Origin of the sequence: Streptomyces sp. Wb2n-11 (assembly GCF_001049855.1) — a bacterium.
In the GTDB taxonomy this organism is placed as follows: Bacteria; Actinomycetota; Actinomycetes; order Streptomycetales; family Streptomycetaceae; genus Streptomyces; species Streptomyces altiplanensis.
Map to the genome: position 1 here is coordinate 3,557,239 of NZ_CVPB01000001.1, position 18,409 is coordinate 3,575,647.

General features: G+C 69.0%; 11 protein-coding genes. 3 read left to right on the forward strand and 8 right to left on the reverse strand.

Annotated elements, in window-relative coordinates; genetic code table 11:
• Positions 1-6 precede the first annotated feature (6 nt).
• From BN1555_RS16190 to BN1555_RS16200, 3 genes are all read right to left on the reverse strand, one after another.
• A complete protein-coding gene (locus tag BN1555_RS16190) occupies positions 7-1,725 on the reverse strand; it encodes a protein kinase family protein (protein ID WP_093800055.1) in 1,719 nt (572 codons plus the stop codon).
• A gap of 120 nt (positions 1,726-1,845) precedes the next feature.
• Positions 1,846-4,062, reverse strand: coding sequence for a murein biosynthesis integral membrane protein MurJ (gene murJ / locus BN1555_RS16195; protein ID WP_093800056.1), 2,217 nt, complete (start codon positions 4,060-4,062; stop codon positions 1,846-1,848).
• A gap of 157 nt (positions 4,063-4,219) precedes the next feature.
• A complete protein-coding gene (locus tag BN1555_RS16200) occupies positions 4,220-6,523 on the reverse strand; it encodes a DUF6049 family protein (protein WP_093800057.1) in 2,304 nt (767 codons plus the stop codon).
• A 182-nt stretch (positions 6,524-6,705) separates the two neighbouring features.
• Between BN1555_RS16200 and BN1555_RS16205 the strand changes: the two genes are divergently transcribed.
• Entirely contained in the window at positions 6,706-8,148 is a 1,443-nt protein-coding gene (locus BN1555_RS16205; RefSeq protein ID WP_093800058.1) for a CCA tRNA nucleotidyltransferase, read from the forward strand.
• Between the two features lie 95 nt (positions 8,149-8,243).
• Here BN1555_RS16205 and BN1555_RS16210 read toward each other — a convergent pair whose 3' ends face one another.
• From BN1555_RS16210 to BN1555_RS16220, 3 genes are all read right to left on the reverse strand, one after another.
• Positions 8,244-9,521 (reverse strand): MFS transporter, encoded by a 1,278-nt coding sequence (locus BN1555_RS16210; RefSeq protein ID WP_093800059.1) that lies wholly within the window; start codon positions 9,519-9,521, stop codon positions 8,244-8,246.
• A 109-nt stretch (positions 9,522-9,630) separates the two neighbouring features.
• Positions 9,631-10,713 carry an inositol-3-phosphate synthase gene (locus tag BN1555_RS16215; protein WP_093800060.1) on the reverse strand — a complete coding sequence of 361 codons (1,083 nt, stop codon included), beginning with the start codon at positions 10,711-10,713 and terminating at the stop codon, positions 9,631-9,633.
• 50 nt (positions 10,714-10,763) lie between these two features.
• On the reverse strand, positions 10,764-11,450 hold the full coding sequence (locus BN1555_RS16220) for a PadR family transcriptional regulator (RefSeq protein ID WP_093800061.1): 687 nt from the start codon (positions 11,448-11,450) through the stop codon (positions 10,764-10,766).
• Positions 11,451-11,815: 365 nt separating this feature from the next.
• Between BN1555_RS16220 and BN1555_RS16225 the strand changes: the two genes are divergently transcribed.
• Together BN1555_RS16225 and BN1555_RS16230 are read left to right on the forward strand one after the other, a co-directional pair.
• Positions 11,816-14,530: a transglycosylase domain-containing protein gene (locus tag BN1555_RS16225; protein ID WP_093800062.1), complete on the forward strand. Its 2,715-nt coding sequence runs from the start codon at positions 11,816-11,818 to the stop codon at positions 14,528-14,530.
• Between the two features lie 87 nt (positions 14,531-14,617).
• Entirely contained in the window at positions 14,618-16,105 is a 1,488-nt protein-coding gene (locus BN1555_RS16230; RefSeq protein ID WP_093800063.1) for a glycosyltransferase family 87 protein, read from the forward strand.
• A 47-nt stretch (positions 16,106-16,152) separates the two neighbouring features.
• On the opposite strand, the gene BN1555_RS16235 is transcribed toward BN1555_RS16230, so the two are convergent.
• Both BN1555_RS16235 and BN1555_RS16240 read right to left on the reverse strand, forming a co-directional pair.
• On the reverse strand, positions 16,153-17,184 hold the full coding sequence (locus BN1555_RS16235; protein ID WP_093800064.1) for an alanine racemase: 1,032 nt from the start codon (positions 17,182-17,184) through the stop codon (positions 16,153-16,155).
• A 70-nt stretch (positions 17,185-17,254) separates the two neighbouring features.
• Positions 17,255-18,373 carry a lipid II:glycine glycyltransferase FemX gene (locus BN1555_RS16240; protein ID WP_093800065.1) on the reverse strand — a complete coding sequence of 373 codons (1,119 nt, stop codon included), beginning with the start codon at positions 18,371-18,373 and terminating at the stop codon, positions 17,255-17,257.
• Positions 18,374-18,409 lie beyond the last annotated feature (36 nt).

Sequence of the window (18,409 nt, forward strand, 5' to 3'; positions counted from 1 at the left end):
TACAGGTCAGCCGCTGATCCTGATCTCCGAGATTCCGCCACGGAAGGCGCTGGGTGATCCGTCGGTCGGCAGTGCCGTGATGTGGATCAGGATGTACCGGGTGCGGACCGGCTTGTCGAGCGTGGCTTCCAGCTTGTCTGCCACCGGCTCGAGTTCGGTCATCTGCTGGGGGAAATCGGAGACGGCGGACGGGGCCGAGGCGTCTTCGCCGGCGGCGAGCACTTCGACGGTCTGCCCGCTGCGGTACATGTCGATGTCGATGCCGGACACGTCCTTGACGCTGCCGAGATCGACGATGATCCCGCTGCCGTCCTTGCGCTGCGGGAGATTGCCGAAGTTGGCGAAGCCCCGGTACTGCCCGGTGATCCAGGCGGTACTGGTTTCGCCGTCGGTGGCGTTCGGTACGTCTTCCGGCTCTATGCCGGAACCGTTCGGGGCGAACACCGTGGCGCCGGAGATCCGGAGCGGCTTCGGGTCCGGCTTCTTCCGGGAGGCCTCGTCGTCGTTCGGCTGCGAGGTCTTCGTGTCGCCGAAGTCCTTGTTGCGCTCCAGGAGCGTGTCGGCGAGCTGCCAGCTCCCGAGGCCGAGCGCGGTGATGAGCAGCGCGGCGACGCCCCACTTGAGGGCTCTGCCGGTGCGGCTCTGGAGCGGGCGGGGCGGGGCGGCGGCGATGTTCTGGGTGACGGGCGTGCCCGGGTGCGGGCCCGGCCTGCCGTAGGTGCCCTGCTGGTAGGTGGTGCGCTGGTACTCGGGCGGCGCCGTGAAGGCGGGCTCCGGCGGGCGGATGCGGGGCATCGCGGCGACGGCCTTGGCCAGCTCGTCGGGGGTGGTGCAGGGTGGTTCCTGGCGTGAGGCGGTGGCGCCGTCGTTGACCAGGGCCCGCATGGCGAGCTCCGAGAGGCCCCGGTGGATGCCGGCCCGTACCTGGTCGGGGGCGATCAGTCCGACGCCCTTGGGCAGACCGGAGAGGCCGTAGGCGTCCCTCTCGTACGGCCAGCGCTGTGTCAGGGCGGCGTACAGCAGCGCGCCGATCGCCTCGGTGTCGGTGCGCTGCGGACGGTCGGAGGTGATGCCGCGGAGGGCGGCGTTCACCGCGAGACCGCGGATGCGGTACTGGCCCGAGGAGGTCCGCAGGATGGCGCTCGGGGTGAGCCTGAGGTGGGCGAGGCCCTCGCGGTGGGCGGCGGCCATGGCCTGGGAGATCTGGCTGACGAGCTGGTACGCCTCGTGGGCCTCCAGGGGGCCCGCTGCGAGGAGCGCCGTCAGTTCGGTGGCGTCGGGCAGCCACTCGTGGACGACGTAGACGAGGTCGTTCTCCTCCACGGCGTCCAGGACCTGCACGAACCGGGGGTCGCCGAGCAGTGCCGAGGAGCGGGCCGCGGCGAGTACGGATCTGGCCCGCGGGTGGTCCGCGGGCAGCAGGTGCACGCCCACGGCGCGGCGAAGCTTCTCGTCGACCGCGCGCCAGCTGCTGAAGCCGTCTAGGCGGGTCACGCATTCTTCGAGCCGGTAGCGCCTGGCGAGCTTGTGCCCGCTGTGCAGCTCGGGTGTGGCGATGGGGGATTCGGCGCCTTGGCGCTCGCCGTCCGCGTCGTCCTTGTTCTTGTCCGCTGGCTCCTGGGCTTTTGCCACCCCGTCGGCCGTGGCCTCGTCCGCCTTGGCGGCCAGCGGTTCATCACCGCTGTTGTCAGCCACGTCGACGGCAGCCGTGCTACGTTCCGCCACCGTCGTTCCTGCCTCCCCATCCGTTGCGCGCTGTTGAACAGCCATGCCAATTGTGCCCACAGTCCGGCGCTATGCACGACACGCGGCGGCCGGTGATGGTTGTGCGGGGTCGCCGGACCGTCAGCGACCGAGACGTCCGCGCACCATGCCGACCATGGCGTTGAGTTCCACGATCCGCATCCTCTTCGCGGCGAGGAAGAAGACGCCGAGGAGCACGATGCCGCCCACGACCAGCGCGGCGAGCGACCCGAGGGCGTCGCTGCCCAGGACCCGCATGATGCCGAAGGCCGCTGCTCCACCGAGGATCGCCGCCGGTACGGAGGCACCGGAGAGCCTGGCGTACGTACGCAGGACGTGTGTGCCGTCCAGGTCGCCCCCCAGCCGGTTGCGCAGGCGCCGCCAGGCCACACCGACACCGATGGCGTAGGCCAGTCCGTAGGAGGCGGCCATGCCGACCACGGCCCACTGGGCGGGCAGGACGAAGTAGCAGACGGCGGAGGCCGCGGCGTTGACCGCGGCGACGATGACGGTGTTGTAGAAGGGGGTCCGGGTGTCCTCGTACGCGTAGAAGCCGCGCAGGATGACGTACTGCACGGAGTACGGGATGAGGCCGAGCCCGAAGGCCATCAGGGTGAAGCCCATGGCCTGGGCGCCCTCGTGGCCGGTGGAGGCGAACAGCAGGGTGCACATGGGAACGCCGAGCGCCAGGAACGAGAAGGCGACCGGGACGATCGCGACGGCCGAGTTGCGCAGTCCCTGGGAGATGTCGTCGCGGACGGCGCCCGGGTCGTTGTCGTGCGCGGCGCGGGAAATGCGGGGCAGCAGGGCGGCCATGACGGAGACCGTGATGATGGCCTGCGGCATGCCCCAGATCAGCTGGGCGTTGGAGTAGGCGAGGATGCCCGCGCCGTCCTTGTCGGAAGCCTTGCCCGCCGCGGTCGCGAGCTGGGTGACGACGAGGACGCCGGCCTGGTTGGCGAGGACGAACAGGACGGTCCACTTGGCGAGCTTGACGGTCTTGCCGAGCCCGTGGCCCTTCCAGTCGAAGCGGGGACGGAAGCGGAAGCCGGTCTCACGCAGGTACGGGAGCATGGCCAGGGCCTGGACGGCGAGGCCGAGCAAGGTGCCGATACCCAGCAGTCTGATGCCCTCGTCCGGGATCGTCTGCACGCCCATCCGGGTCTCGGCGGAGGTGCCGTAGACCCAGATGAACAGGCCGAAGGTGACGATCATGACGATGTTGTTGAGGACGGGTGTCCACATCATCGCGCCGAACTTGCCACGAGCGTTGAGGATCTGCCCCATCACGACGTGCACGCCCATGAAGAAGATCGTGGGCAGGCAGTAGCGGGCGAAGGTGACGGCGACGCTGTTCGCCGCCTCGTCGTCGGCGATCGGCAGGGACATCAGACGGACCAGCAGCGGCGCCGCGAAGACCGCGACGGCCACGATCACGCCGAGCGCCACCATGACGAGGGTCAGGAGGCGGTTGGCGAACGCCTCGCCGCCGTCCTCGTCGTTCTTCATCGCACGCACCAGCTGCGGCACGAAGACCGAGTTCAGGCCGCCACCGACGGTGAGGATGTAGATCATCGTCGGCAGGGTGTACGCCACGGTGAAGGTGTCACCGAGGAAGGAAGCGCCCAGAGCCGCGGTGATCACCAGGGAGCGCACGAAGCCGGTGAGGCGGGAGACCAGCGTGCCCGCGGCCATCAGCGCGCTCGACTTCAGCACGCTCGCCGCGCGGCCGGCGGGCTTCTTCGGCGGGGCGGGGGCCGGGGCCGGTTCGGGGGCGGCCACGGGGGCGGGCTGCCCCGGTGCCTGCTGGTCGCGGTAGAGGTGGGCGAAAGCGTCCTGCTCGGCGGGTTCCTCGCCCGCCTTGGTGACCAGTTCGTCCACGCCCACGAACTCGGTGGTCGCGGCATCGTCCCCGTACGGCAGGCGGCGCGAGAAGCCTTCCGGCTCGGGCGGCGGGGTCTGCGCCCACACGTGCGGATCCGGCGCGTACTGCGGCGCGGACGGCTGCTGGTACAGCGGCTGCGGCTCCTGGTAGGTGCCGGGCGGCGGCGGGGGGTGCGAGGCGCGGTCGTAGAGCGCCTCCGTCACCGGGTCCTGCGCGGTGAGGTCCTGGGAGCGGTACGGGTCGTAGCTGTAGGCGTCCTGGACGTACGGGTCCGGGGCGGCATAGGGCTCCTGGCCGGACTCGGGGTGCAGGGCGGACTCGGGATGCTGCGGCGATGGCACATGGCCTGCTGCCGAGGGCTCCGGGGGCGCCCCCCGGAAGGGCGTGGTGCCACCCGCGCCCTGTCCACGGTCACCGTCGTACGGCGCGTTCACTGGTGCTCCCCTCGAGCTTCCTGTTCCGGCGAGCTGTGCCCCGCTGGCCGGCCATGCTGATCCTGTGGGCCGGCCGGAGATCCGGGGACTCTCTCCCGGGAAGACGCTGCATTGCAACCCCACCTCATCGTCCCCGGCCGCCCGGTCACGGTGTTGCTCAACGGTCCACTTTCTCACCCGTGCCCGACGGGTTGCTGCTTTCGGGACCGGTGTCCGGTGTCGGGTCACTCGGCTGCTCGGAGTCGTCGCCCTCGCCGTCGCCCCCGTCGGCGGCCTCACGGGCCGCCGCGCGCTTGCGCTGGGTGTACATCCTGATGCCGGCGAGAACCAGCAGCAGCACACCTCCGGCGATGACAAGCATCACGGTCGGGGTGAACTCGTTGACGTCGACCGTGAACACCATGCTGCGGCCGTACGGCGTGCCGTCCTCGGTGTAGAGCTGGGCGATCACCGGGACGGGGCCGTTGGCGTTGGCGGTGGCGGTGAACTTCACCGACTGGCTGTGGCCGCCCGCGACCTTCACCGGCTGCTCGGCGACGGTCTGCCCGCCGTCCATGTTGAGCCGGGTGGGTTTGGTCGACGTGAGCCGCAGCACCAGGTGATCGACCCCCTGCACCAGCTTGTTCTGAACGGTCACCGGCACCGTCGCGCTGCGCCCCGACAGGGTCGCGTCGGACTTCTGGATGAGCTGCACTTCGTCGGTGAGGCTCGCCAGGTAGCTCTGCACCCCGGTGCGGTACGTCTGGGCCTTCGGCCCGTTCCCGCGCCAGGACGCCGACATCGCGCGGTTGATCGCGTTGCCGAAGGGGGTGACCACCCGGTCGGGAGCGGTGAGTATCACCTTGAAGTTGTCCAGCTTGGCCTGCGTGGCCTTGATGTCCTGGAACGCCTTGGCCGCGAGCTCCTGCTTGCTCAGCGACCGGGGGTACGAGGACGGGCCCGGCACGTCGGTCGTGGCACGGGCGTCGGGCTTGGTCTTCGACGCGGCCTCCAGGTCCAGCGGCTGAGACCAGCGCTGGGCGTCGAGGCTGTGCAGGGCGCGCGCCATCGACTGCGCCTGGCTCGCGGACGGAAGCCGCTGCGGGGCGACCACGACGCTGCGTTGCTTCTCCTCGTCCTGGAGCGTCACCGCCAGGGTCTGGGCGAGGAACTTCTGTATGGCGAGGGTGGACTCCCCGGCCTTCGACATGTCGCCCTCGAAGGCGGTGGAGAGCCGGGCGTCGGCGACCACCGCGGTGGTGCCGCCGCCGATCGGCCGGGCCGCGGTGGGCGTGTACGGCAGGCCGCTCGTCTCCTGGAGGCTGTCGCTGCGGGCGATCACGTTGTGTGCGCCGGCCGAAGTGGCGACATCGACGACCGACGGGTCGACGGCGCCGTTCACCGGCCAGGAGAAGTCGGTGGAAGGCTCCGTGTGGAGGATCGACTTCACGGTGGTGGCGGCGACATCGGTCGCGCGCCGCAGGTGGCTGAGAGAACCGGGCACGTCCTTGCCGCGGTGCGCCAGCGAGGCCAGGTCGGGATCGGCGAACGGCAGGGCGACGACCTTTTTGCCTTCCACCGCCTTCTGGAGATCGTTCAGCCACCGGTTGGCGACGGCCTGGTTCTTGCCGGCGACGGTTGTTTCGCCGTCCTCGGACTTGACGTCGTAGCTCTCGGTCATCGCGTTGACCGTGGCGAGCAGGTCCGGGTCGATGACCCAGGTCACCGGCAGTTCCCTGCCGAGCGAGACGAGCTGTTCCAGCCGCCCGCCCGGGGCGAGCTCCGCGCCGAGGTCGTCGTTCTCGAAGACCGGGGTCTGCTGCTCGTCCGAACCTGTCTCGGCGGTGAGATGCGTCGAGGAGATCAGCGGCCAGAGATAGGTGAGCTGGGTCTTCTTCTCCGTGGCTTCGGGCTGCCAGGGGAGGAAGGTCCGCTGGATGCCCAGGGTCTGCTCGTACGGCCGGCTCGGGGTCTGTCCCGACAGGGACACCCCGAGCCGGTAGATGCCCTGATCATCGAGGTCCAGTTTGTCGATCGGCACGGTGATGCTGAAGCTCTCGCTGATGCCGACGGGGAGGGTCGCGAACTTTTTGGTGAATTTCCCGCCGAGCTCCGCGCGGTCGCGGACGTTCGCATCCCGGCTGTGCCGGTCCGCGGCATCGATCGCCGCTCTGCCCGACAGGCGCGGCCCCACGCTCAGGCCGACATGCGCGTCGGTGACGGCTTCCTTGCCCCGGTTGGTGACCGTGCCGGAAACGGTGATTTCCTCACCCTCCACCGGGGCGCCGGGGGTCAGTGCGTCGAGGGACACATCGACCGTGTGCTGGCCGGCGGCCTTCTCGGTGGCCTGCGCGGGCGCGGCGGCCGGGAGGTACAGAAGGCCCGCCACCAGCGGGGCGCCGGCGAGCAGTCCTGCCGTGCGCCGCAGCCACCGGCGGGCAGGTGAGGGAATCATCCCCTGAAAGTCTGCCGCCTTGGCCACGCTCTCGCCCGTCCCTCGTCATCGTCTGCTGCCGGTGTTGGTTGTCGGTTCCTGCGTCCACGCATGGTAACGAGGTGTGCTGTGGCAAAGTGCTGCCGAGTGCTCCACGTGACCGGAGGGCTCTTCGGGGTGGCGGTAAACAGGGACGCTCCGGCCGGCCGGGGCACGTACTCTTTTCTGTTGTGCCGAACGCCAACGAAGACAATCCCAGTGCCCTGAATCAGGTGCAGCGCCGCGCGGTCAGCGAACTGCTGCGGGTCTCTCCTGTCGCCGACGATCTCGCGCGCCGTTTCCAGGAGGCGGGCTTCACCCTCGCGCTCGTCGGCGGATCGGTCAGGGACGCGTTGCTCGGCCGCCTCGGCAACGACCTGGACTTCACGACCGATGCCCGCCCCGAGGACGTACTGAAGATCGTCCGCCCGTGGGCGGACTCGGTGTGGGAGGTCGGGATCGCCTTCGGCACGGTGGGGTGCCAGAAGGCGGGCTACCAGATCGAAGTCACGACGTACCGCTCCGAGGCGTACGACAGGACCTCCCGCAAGCCGGAGGTGTCCTACGGCGACTCCATCGAGCAGGACCTCGTACGCCGCGACTTCACCGTGAACGCGATGGCTGTCGCGCTTCCGGAGAAGGAGTTCATCGACCCGCACGGCGGCCTCGACGACCTCGCGGCCCGCGTGCTGCGCACTCCCGGGACCCCCGAGGAGTCGTTCTCCGACGACCCGCTGCGCATGATGCGCGCCGCGCGGTTCGCCGCCCAGCTCGACTTCGAGGTGGCCCCCGAGGTCGTCGCTGCGATGAAGGCGATGTCCGAGCGCATTGAGATCGTCTCGGCGGAGCGGGTACGGGACGAGCTCAACAAGCTGATCCTCTCCACGAACCCGCGCAAGGGCCTGAGGCTGCTCGTCGACAGCGGTCTCGCCGGACACGTGCTGCCCGAGCTGCCGGCGCTGCGCCTGGAGAGTGATGAGCATCACAGGCACAAGGACGTCTACGAGCACTCGCTGACCGTTCTGGAGCAGGCCATGGACCTGGAGCAGGACGGGCCCGACCTGGTGCTGCGGCTCGCTGCGCTGCTGCACGACATCGGGAAGCCGCGGACGCGGCGCTTCGAGCAGGACGGCCGGGTCTCCTTCCATCACCACGAGGTGGTGGGCGCGAAGATGACCAGGAAGCGCATGACCGCCCTGAAGTACTCCAACGACATGATCAAGGACGTCTCGACGCTGGTGGAGCTCCACCTGCGCTTCCATGGGTACGGCACCGGCGAGTGGACCGACTCCGCCGTGCGCCGGTACGTACGCGATGCGGGCCCTCAGCTGGAGCGGCTGCACAAGCTGACCCGCTCGGACTGCACCACGCGCAACAAGCGCAAGGCGAGCGCGCTGTCGCGGGCGTACGACGGGCTCGAGGAGCGCATCGCGCAGCTTCAGGAGCAGGAGGAGCTGGACTCCATCAGGCCGGACCTGGACGGCAACCAGATCATGGAGGTCCTTGGCACCGGCCCTGGTCCGGAGATCGGCAAGGCGTACAAGTTCCTGCTGGAGCTGCGGCTGGAGAACGGGCCGATGGGCCACGACGCGGCGGTCGCGGCACTCAAGGAGTGGTGGGCGACGCAGAGCTGAGGTCATGTTTCACGTGAAACATGACGGTGGGCGAAGGCGGTGAGGGGGCGGTGTTTCACGTGAAACACCGCCCCTTCGCGTGTCCGCTGCTCCCGCTACAGAGTGCTTTTGATCCGGCTCCAGCGGAACATGGCCGCGGCAACCGCCGCATAGAGGAGGGCGACCGCGACCACCAGGGCGGCCGAGCGGCCGTCAGCAGGCAGCACCACCGCGGCTGTGGCCGCGGCGCCCACGAACGCGACGTTGAACAGCACGTCGTAGACCGAGAAGATCCGTCCGCGAAAGGCGTCGTCGACCGACGACTGCACCACCGTGTCCGTGGCGATCTTCACGCCCTGTGTCGTGAGGCCGAGCACGAAGGCGGCGATCATCATCGGGACGGGTGCGAACGGCAGGGCGAGGGCCGGCTCCAGCACGGCGGCCGCCCCCGCGCACATGACCGTCCACCCGTGCGGTCCGAACCGCCTCGCCCCCCACGGTGTCAGTACCGCGGCCGTGAAGAACCCCGCCCCCGAGATCCCGACGGCGATGCCGAGCAGCGCCAGTCCCTCGGACCCGTCTCCCGGACCGTCGGCCCAGGCGTACCGGCACAGCATCAGCACCATGACCGTCAGTGCGCCGTAGCAGAAGCGCATCAGCGTCATCGCGGCCAGCGCGCGTGCCGCGGCCCGGCGCTCGGCCAGGTGCCGCAGGCCGTCGGCGAGACCCCGCGCGGTGGAAGCCAGTGCGGCACCCAGTCGCGGCTGCACCTGCTCGGGGTCGGGGCCGAGCAGCTCGCGGCTCATGAGCAGCGACGACAGGGCGGCGCAGAGATAGAGGGCCGCTCCCAGGAGCACCACCGCCGCATCGGAGTCCGGCCCCACCAGCCGTACGGCGAACGCGAGACCGCCGCCCGCGGTGGCGGCGAGCGTCCCGGCGGTCGGAGAGAGCGAGTTGGCCACGACGAGCCGGTCGGTGTCGACGACGCGCGGCAGTGCGGCCGAGAGCCCGGCCAGTACGAAGCGGTTGACGGCGGTGACGGAGAGGGCCGAGGCGTAGAAGAGCCAGTCGGGCACGGACGCGAGGATCAGCAACGCCGTGCCGCAGGCGAGCACGGCCCGCAGCAGGTTTCCGTACAGGAAGACCTGGCGGCGCTGCCAGCGGTCGAGCAGTACGCCCGCGAAGGGGCCGACCACCGAGTAGGGGAGCAGCAGGACGGCCATCGCCGAGGCGATCGCGCCGGGCGAGGTCTGTTTCTCCGGGGAGAAGACGACGTACGCGGCGAGCGCGACCTGGTACACGCCGTCCGCGCACTGGGAGAGCAGCCGGACCGCCAGCAGGCGGCGGAAGTCGGTCAGGCGCAGGAGTACGCGCAGATCACGTACGACGGACATGCGAGCAAGCGTCACACACGTCGAGGGTCCCCGGGCGGAATTGCCCGGGGACCCTCGACGATCGGCCTGCGGTGGAGCTTCGGACGCGGCAGGCGCGCCAGGCGGAGCTCTAGCGCTCGACCTCGCCCTTGATGAAGCTCTCGACGGCGCGGTGGGCCTCGTCGTCGAAGTACTGGACCGGCGGGGACTTCATGAAGTACGAGGACGCGGAGAGGATCGGGCCGCCGATACCGCGGTCCTTGGCGATCTTCGCGGCGCGCACGGCGTCGATGATGACACCCGCGGAGTTCGGGGAGTCCCAGACCTCGAGCTTGTACTCCAGGTTCAGCGGAACGTCACCGAAGGCGCGGCCCTCGAGGCGTACGTACGCCCACTTGCGGTCGTCCAGCCAGGCCACGTAGTCCGACGGGCCGATGTGGACGTTGTCCGCGCCGAGGTCGCGGTCGGGGATCTGCGAGGTGACGGCCTGCGTCTTCGAGATCTTCTTGGACTCCAGGCGCTCGCGCTCGAGCATGTTCTTGAAGTCCATGTTGCCGCCGACGTTCAGCTGCATCGTGCGGTCCAGGACGACGCCCCGGTCCTCGAACAGCTTCGCCATGACGCGGTGCGTGATGGTGGCGCCGACCTGCGACTTGATGTCGTCGCCGACGATCGGGACGCCCGCCTCGGTGAACTTGTCCGCCCACTCCTTGGTGCCGGCGATGAAGACCGGGAGAGCGTTGACGAAGGCGACCTTGGCGTCGATGGCGCACTGCGCGTAGAACTTCGCAGCGGCCTCGGAACCGACGGGCAGGTAGCAGACGAGGACGTCGGCCTGCGTGTCCTTGAGGACCTGGACGATGTCGACCGGCGCCTCGGCGGACTCCTCGATGGTCTGGCGGTAGTACTTGCCCAGGCCGTCGAGGGTGTGACCGCGCTGCACGGTGACGCCGGAGTTCGGCACGTCACAGATCTTGATGGTGTTGTTCTCGCTGGCGCCGATGGCGTCCGCGAGGTCGAGGCCGACCTTCTTCGCGTCGACGTCGAAGGCGGCGACGAACTCGATGTCCTTCACGTGGTAGTCGCCGAACTGCACGTGCATGAGACCCGGCACCTTGCCCGCCGGGTCGGCGTCCTTGTAGTACTCGACGCCCTGCACCAGCGAGGCGGCGCAGTTGCCCACGCCGACGATGGCTACGCGAACCGAACCCATTGGCGGTTGCTCCCTGTGTTCTCGACGAAGCCCTGCGGATGCGCAGGACTTCACTTTGCGGTGTCGTCGGACGGATCCGGCCCGGTGTCGTCCCGGTGCGGGAGCAGGCCGTCCGTCTTCTCTTCAGATGTGATGTCGTGACGAGCCGGGCTTTCGGGGTCGGATCGTCGCTGATCCCTCCCCGCCCGCTCGCTCTCGATGAGCTCGTTCAGCCAGCGCACTTCGCGCTCCACGGACTCCATGCCGTGACGCTGCAGCTCAAGCGTGTAGTCGTCGAGCCGCTCACGGGTACGGGCCAGGGAGGCGCGCATCTTCTCGAGACGCTCCTCCAGCCGGCTCCTGCGGCCCTCGAGGACCCGCATCCGCACTTCGCGCTCCGTCTGCCCGAAGAAGGCGAAACGAGCGGCGAAGTGCTCGTCCTCCCAGGAGTCCGGGCCCGTGTGGGAGAGCAACTCCTCGAAGTGCTCCTTACCTTCGGCCGTCAACCGGTAGACGATCTTGGCCCGGCGTCCCGCGAGCGAAGCGGCGAGCGCGTCCTCCGGAGCACTGCCGGTCTCTTCGATCAACCAGCCGTTCGCCACGAGCGTCTTGAGGCAGGGGTAGAGCGTCCCGTAGCTGAAGGCGCGGAAGATCCCCAGCGAGGTGTTGAGGCGCTTGCGCAGCTCGTAACCGTGCATCGGGGACTCGCGCAGCAGACCGAGCACGGCGAATTCGAGGATGCCTGAGCGCCTGCTCATCCTTCGCCTCCTCAGTCGCCGTCGGTCTTTATGCCGAGCTGATGTATCGACTCGATACATCCAGACGATAGAACGGGAGCTTCGATGCGACAAGGGGGGTCATGGTGAACGGCGTCACATCACCATTTCGATGCGCGTAACTTGCCTGTTTTGAGGCGAACCTCGGCGCTGGGCGGGTTTTGACGGTGCGTAGTCTGTGCGGCATGCAGACCACCGGGAACCAAGTGACGCCAGGGAGCGTCCTCGTCCTGGATGTACATGAGGCCGTACGGATGAGCCCCACCCCGGGTTGTTCCGTACTTCGGGGGACCGGAACTCACCTGCCGCTTCCAGGCGCTCTCGCCTGCCCGAGGAGTAGTCGTTCGATGAGCGAGCACCGTCGCAAACCGTCGCAGCCGCAGGACGGCGGACGCGCCGCGGCCCGGCGAGCCGCCCAGCAGCCATCAGGCCGCCGCGCGGCACCCACGCGGGACACCCACGCCAGTACCACCGAGTCGCCCTCCGGTCCGTACGGAGACGAGCGGCCGCCCGGGGGCAGGGCCGAAGCCCGCCGTGCCGCCCAGCGCGGCGCGGCCGGCGGTTCACGCCGGCGCGGCGCCGAGGCCGGCGGCCGCGGCGGCGCCGGGCGGGGGCGCGGAGGACCGCCGGCCAAGAAGCGGTTCATCGACTACCCGCGCTCGGACAAGTACGGGTGGCGGCGGTTCGTACCGTCCTGGAAGCTGATCGGCGGTACCTGCCTCGGCTTCTTCGCGGTCCTGGTCGCGGGGACGGGGGTGGCCTTCGCCTGGGTCGATACGCCAGACCCGCAGAAGATGGCCCAGGCGCAGAACAACGTCTTCTACTGGTCCGACAAGTCGCAGCTCGCCGCGACCGGCGGTGAGCGCAACCGCCAGAACGTCACCATCGAGCAGATCTCGAAGTCCATGCAGGACGCGGTGATCGCGGCGGAGAACGCCTCCTTCTACGACGACTGGGGCGTCGATCCCATGGGCATCGGCCGGGCCGTGTTCAACATGGCCACGGGCGGGGAGACCCAGGGCGGCTCGACCATCACCCAGCAGTACGTGAAGAACAACTACCTGGACCAAGAGCAGACGCTTAAGCGCAAGTTCACCGAGCTGATCATCTCGCTCAAGGTCGGTGTGCAGGAGGACAAGAGGAAGACCCTCGCCGGTTACCTGAACACCGCGTACTACGGCCGTAGCGCCTACGGAATCCAGGCCGCGTCCCAGGCGTACTTCGGCACGGACAGCAAGGACCTGAAGCCGGACCAGAGCGCGTTCCTCGCCCAGATCCTCAAGGGGCCGAACCTCTACAACCCCGACGGCGGCATCGGCACCAACGCCACCCCCGAGGCCAACACCGAGCGTGCCAAGGAGCGCTGGGAGTGGATCCTCGACCGTCAGGTGGAGGTGGGCCTGATGACGAAGGAGGAGCGGGCGAAGTACACGACGTTCCCCGAGCTCGAGGACTCCGCGGAGGCCACCGGCCTCACCGGCCAGAAGGGCTATCTGGTCGAGACCGCCAAGAAGTACGTGATGAAGCAGACCGGCCTCAGGGTCGAGGACCTGGAACGCGGCGGCTATCGCATCTACACGACCTTCGACAAGGAGAAGGTCAACGCGATGGAGAAGGCGGTCAACAAGACCCGCAAGGAGTTCCTGGACACCAAGGAGCGTCCGGAGAAGGACAAGTTCGTCCAGTTCGGCTCTGCTTCGGTGGACGTGAAGTCCGGCGCGATCGTGGCCCTCTACGGCGGTGAGGGCTGGGACAAGAAGCACTTCACCAACAACGCCGACACCTCCGGCGTCCCCGTCGGCTCGACGTGGAAGCCGTATGTTCTCGCCGCGGCGATGCAGCACGGCACCCAGAACACCGCCGAAGGCGAAGGACTCTCGCCGGACAGCAAGTACAACGGCAACGACCTCACCGTCATCAAGAACCGCGACGGCGATCCCCTGATGAACAACAAGGGGCAGCCGTTCAGGCAGAAGAACGAGAGCCCCACGCCGTACGGCTACGTCACGCTCACCGAGGCGATGGAGAAGTCCATCAACACGCCCTTCGCCCAGCTCGGCCTCGACGTCGGCCTGGACAAGGTGCGCAAGGTCGCAGAAGACACCGGCATCCTCAGGGATTCCATGGATCCCAACAACAACGCCTCGTTCTCCCTGGGTACGTCCACCCCGAGCGCCATCCGCATGGCTGACTCGTACGCGACGTTCGCCGCCTCGGGCAAGCACCACGAGCCCTACTCCGTCGTGAGCGTCGTCCGCAACGGCCAGGAACTGGCCGGCTTCGAGGCGCCCAAGGGCCAGCAGAACCTGGAGAACGACGTCGCGGACAACGTCACCAAGGTCCTCGAGAACGTCATCGAGAACGGCACCGGAACCAAGGCCAAGAAGCTGGGCCGCCCGGCCGCGGGCAAGACCGGCACCACCGACAAGAACAAGTCGGCCTGGTTCGTCGGCTACACCCCGCAGCTGTCGACCGCGGTCACCCTCTTCCGCACGGACCCCGAGTCCCGCAAGCTGCTCTCCATGAACGGCACCGGCGGTGTCCCGTCCATCCACGGTGGTGACATCCCCACCGAGGTGTGGACGAACTACATGAAGGAAGCGCTCAAGGGCACACCCGTGAAGGACTTCCCCGAGGCCGGACCGATCGGTGAGAAGGCCGACTCGGTCGGTGCGCCGAGCCCGACGCCTACGCCCACGCCGTCCCAGACGCCTTCCGAGACACCGTCCCAGACGCCCTCCGCGACCCCCTCCGAAACGGAAACGGTCAAGCCGTCCGAGTCCGTCACCCCCTCCAGCGACGAGACCTGCTCACCGCTCGACTGGGCCTGCGACGGCGGTGACAACAACGGCGGCGAGAACAACGGCGGCAACGGCAACGGCGGCACGGACGCAGGCGGTACCGATACAGGCGGTACGGACGTGGGCGGCACCGACACGGGCGGTACGGACGCAGGCGGCACCGACACGGGCGGGACCACCGACGGCTCGACCACCGGCGGCAGTACCGAGGGCAACGGCAACGGCAACAACGGTGGCCTGTTCGGAGGAGGCGACGGCTGACGCCACGCGCCACCCCCACCACCCCTGACGAGGGCCGTCGCACCCGGTGCGGCGGCCCTCGCCGCATGCACAGCCCCGTACGGCAGGATGACCCCCATGACGAGCGTGCACGAGGACCGGCCCGTAGTACGGCCCACGCAGCAGGACGGAGTCGCCGCGGCGGGCAGCGAGCTGATCGGCGGGCCCGCCGGCCGGTGGGCCGGGCTCGGCGCCGGACGCCTCACGCCGGTCCGCGTCGTCGCCCTGGTCGCGCTCGGCATGTTCGCGCTCGGCATGGTGCAGAAGATCCCCTGCTACGAGTGGGCATGGTTCCGCGGCACCAGCTCGCAGTACACGCACGCCTGCTACTCCGACATCCCCCACCTGTATCTGGGACGGGGCTTCGCCGACGGCCTCGTACCGTACTTCGACCGCTTGCCCGGCGACATGCAGTTCCTCGAGTACCCCGTCCTGACGGGGCTCTTCATGCAGGTCGCGGCCTGGCTGACCATGCCCTTCGACGGCTCCGTGCAGGAACGCGAACAGGCCTACTGGATGGTCAACGCGGGCATGCTGATGATCTGCGCCGCGGTCATCGCCGTCTGCGTCGCCCGTACGCACCGACGACGCCCCTGGGACGCGCTGCTCGTCGCTCTCGCTCCGGCCCTCGCCCTCACCGCCACCATCAACTGGGACCTGCTCGCCGTCGCCCTCACCGCCGCCGCGATGCTCATGTGGTCCCGGGGACGTTCACTGGCCTTCGGTATCCTCATCGGGCTCGCCACCGCCGCGAAGCTCTATCCCGTACTCCTCCTCGGACCGCTCCTCGTACTGTGCTGGAGGGCGGGCAGGTACCGCGAGTACGGGGCCGCGCTGCTCGGCGCGGTGGGGGCCTGGCTCCTGGTGAACCTGCCCGTCATGCTCTTCGCTCCCGAAGGGTGGAAGAAGTTCTACACCTTCAGCCAGGAACGGTCCGTCGACTTCGGGTCCTTCTGGCTGATCATCACGCAGCGCACCGGGAAGCCGCTCGACGTCGAAGCCGTCAACACGTACGCGACACTGCTGATGATCCTGCTGTGCGCGGGCATCGCGGCCCTGACCCTGACGGCACCCCGCCGGCCGCGCTTCGCCCAGCTGGCCTTCCTGGTCGTCGCCGCGTTCATCCTCACCAACAAGGTCTACTCGCCGCAGTACGTCCTGTGGCTCATCCCCCTCGCCGCCCTGGCCCGGCCGCGCTGGCGCGACTTCCTGATCTGGCAGTCCGGCGAGGTCATGTACTACCTCGGGATCTGGATGTACCTCGCGTACACCACCAGTGGCGACAAGCAGCGCGGGCTGCCCCCCGAGGGCTACCAGCTCGCCATCGCGCTGCACCTGCTGGCCACGCTCTACCTGTGCGCCGTCGTCGTACGCGACATCCTCGTGCCGGACCGGGACCCCGTGCGGCGCGACGGAACGGACGACCCCTCGGGCGGTGTCCTCGACGGGGCCCAGGACACGTTCGCCCTGGGCCGGGCTGCGCACCCGCCGCGGCATGCCGCGCACCACTCCGAGGCGCCCCAGGTGGAATGGGGCGCCACCGCGTCCGGCGGCTGACGCCGCGGGCCGTCAGCGGTCGATCCGGCGGCTGACGCCGCGGGCCGTCAGCGGTCGACGAGACGGTCGAACTGCGTGGTCGTGTGCCGCAGGTGGGCCACCAGCTCGTCGCCGACCTTCGGCTCCTGGGCGTCCGCGGGGACGAACAGGATCGACACCTGCATGTGCGGCGGCTCGGCGAACCAGCGCTGCTTGCCCGCCCACACGAACGGCGCGAGATTGCGGTTCACCGTGGCGAGTCCGGCCCGCGCCACACCCTTCGCGCGCGGCATCACACCGTGCAGCGCCTTAGGAGCCTCCAGCCCGACACCGTGCGACGTACCACCGGCCACCACCACCAGCCAGCCGTCCGATGCCACCTTCTGCTGGCGGTAACCGAACCGGTCGCCCTTGGACACCCGGGTCACATCCAGCACCGCTCCCCGGTACTGCGTCGCCTCGTGGTCGCCCAGCCACAGCCGGGTACCGATGCGCGCGCGGAAACGGGTCTGCGGGAACTGCTGCTGCAGCCGCGCCAGCTCCTCGGCCTTCAGGTGGCTGACGAACATCGTGTGCAGCGGAAGCCGGGCCGCCCGCAGCCGGTCCATCCAGCCGATGACCTCCTCGACCGCGTCCGAACCGTCCATGCGGTCCAGCGGGAGGTGCAGGGCGAAGCCCTCCAGGCGTACGTCCTCGATGGCCGCGTGGAGCTGCCCGAGCTCCTCCTCCTTCACTCCGTGACGCTTCATCGAGCTCATGCACTCGATGACGACACGGGCGCCGACCAGGGCGTGCACCCCGTCGACGGACGACACCGAGCGGACCACCCGGTCCGGCAGCGGAACCGGTTCCTCGCCACGCCGGAACGGCGTCAGGACGAGCAGGTCACCACCGAACCAGTCCTTGATGCGGGCCGCTTCGTAGGTGGTGCCGACGGCGAGGATGTCCGAGCCGAAACGGGTCACCTCGTCCGCGAGCCGCTCATGGCCGAAGCCGTAACCGTTGCCCTTGCAGACCGGCACGATTCCCGGGAACTGATCGAGCACGGACTTCTGGTGCGCCCGCCAGCGCGCGGTGTCGACATAGAGGGTGAGCGCCATGGCCGGTCCGGAACCTTTCTCGGGGCTGCGGTGTGTCAGAGGTATGAAGGGGTGCGGAGACGAGCGGGAATCAGCGGCGCGACATGTAGATGTCGAGCGCCTTGTGCAGGAGCTTGTTGAGCGGGAAGTCCCACTCACCGAGGTACTCGGCGGCCTGCCCGCCCGTACCCACCTTGAACTGGATCAAGCCGAACAGGTGATCCGTCTCGTCCAGCGAGTCACTGATGCCCCGCAGGTCGTAGACGGTCGCGCCCATGGCGTACGCGTCGCGCAGCATCCGCCACTGCATCGCGTTCGAGGGCCGGACCTCGCGCTTGTGGTTCGCCGACGCACCGTAGGAGTACCAGACGTGACCACCGACGATGAGCATCGTCGCGGCCGCCACGTTCTCGCCCTCGTGGCGCGCGAAGTACAGCCGCATCCGGTTGGGGTCCTCGGAGTTGAGGGCCGTCCACATGCGCTCGAAGTACGAGAGGGGACGCGGCCGGAAGCGGTCGCGCTCCGCGGTGATCTCGTACAGCCGCTGCCACTCGGCCAGGTCTTCGTAGCCGCCCTGGACGACCTCGACACCGGCCTTCTCGGCCTTCTTGATGTTGCGTCGCCACAGCTGGTTGAAGCCCTTGTGGACGTCCTCCAACGAGCGGTTCGCCAGCGGCACCTGGAAGACGTAACGGGGCTGCACGTCACCGAAGCCGGCGCCCCCGTCCTCGCCCTGCTGCCAGCCCATCTTCCGCAGCCGGTCCGCGACTTCGAAGGCGCGCGGCTCGATGTGCGTCGCCTCGATGTCGCGCAGGCGCTTCACGTCCGGGTCCTGGATGCCCGACTTGATCGCCGTCGCGTCCCAGCGGCGGATCACGACGGGCGGCCCCATCTTCACGGAGAACGCGCCCTGGTGCTTCAGGTGCGCCAGCATCGGCCGCATCCAGTCGTCCAGGTTCGGTGCGAACCAGTTGATGACCGGGCCCTCGGGCAGGTACGCGAGGTAACGCTTGATCTTCGGCAGCTGGCGGTAGAGCACCAGGCCCGCGCCCACCAGCTGGTCGCTTCCGTCGAACCAGCCCAGGCTCTCCGCGCGCCACTCCGCCTTGACATCGGCCCATGCCGGGACCTGCATGTGGCTTGCCGCGGGCAGGCTCTGGATGTACGCCAGATGCTGCTCTCGGCTGATGGTCCTCAGGGTCAGGCTCATGCGGGGCGCTCCTCGGCAGGTCTGTCCCCATGGGAT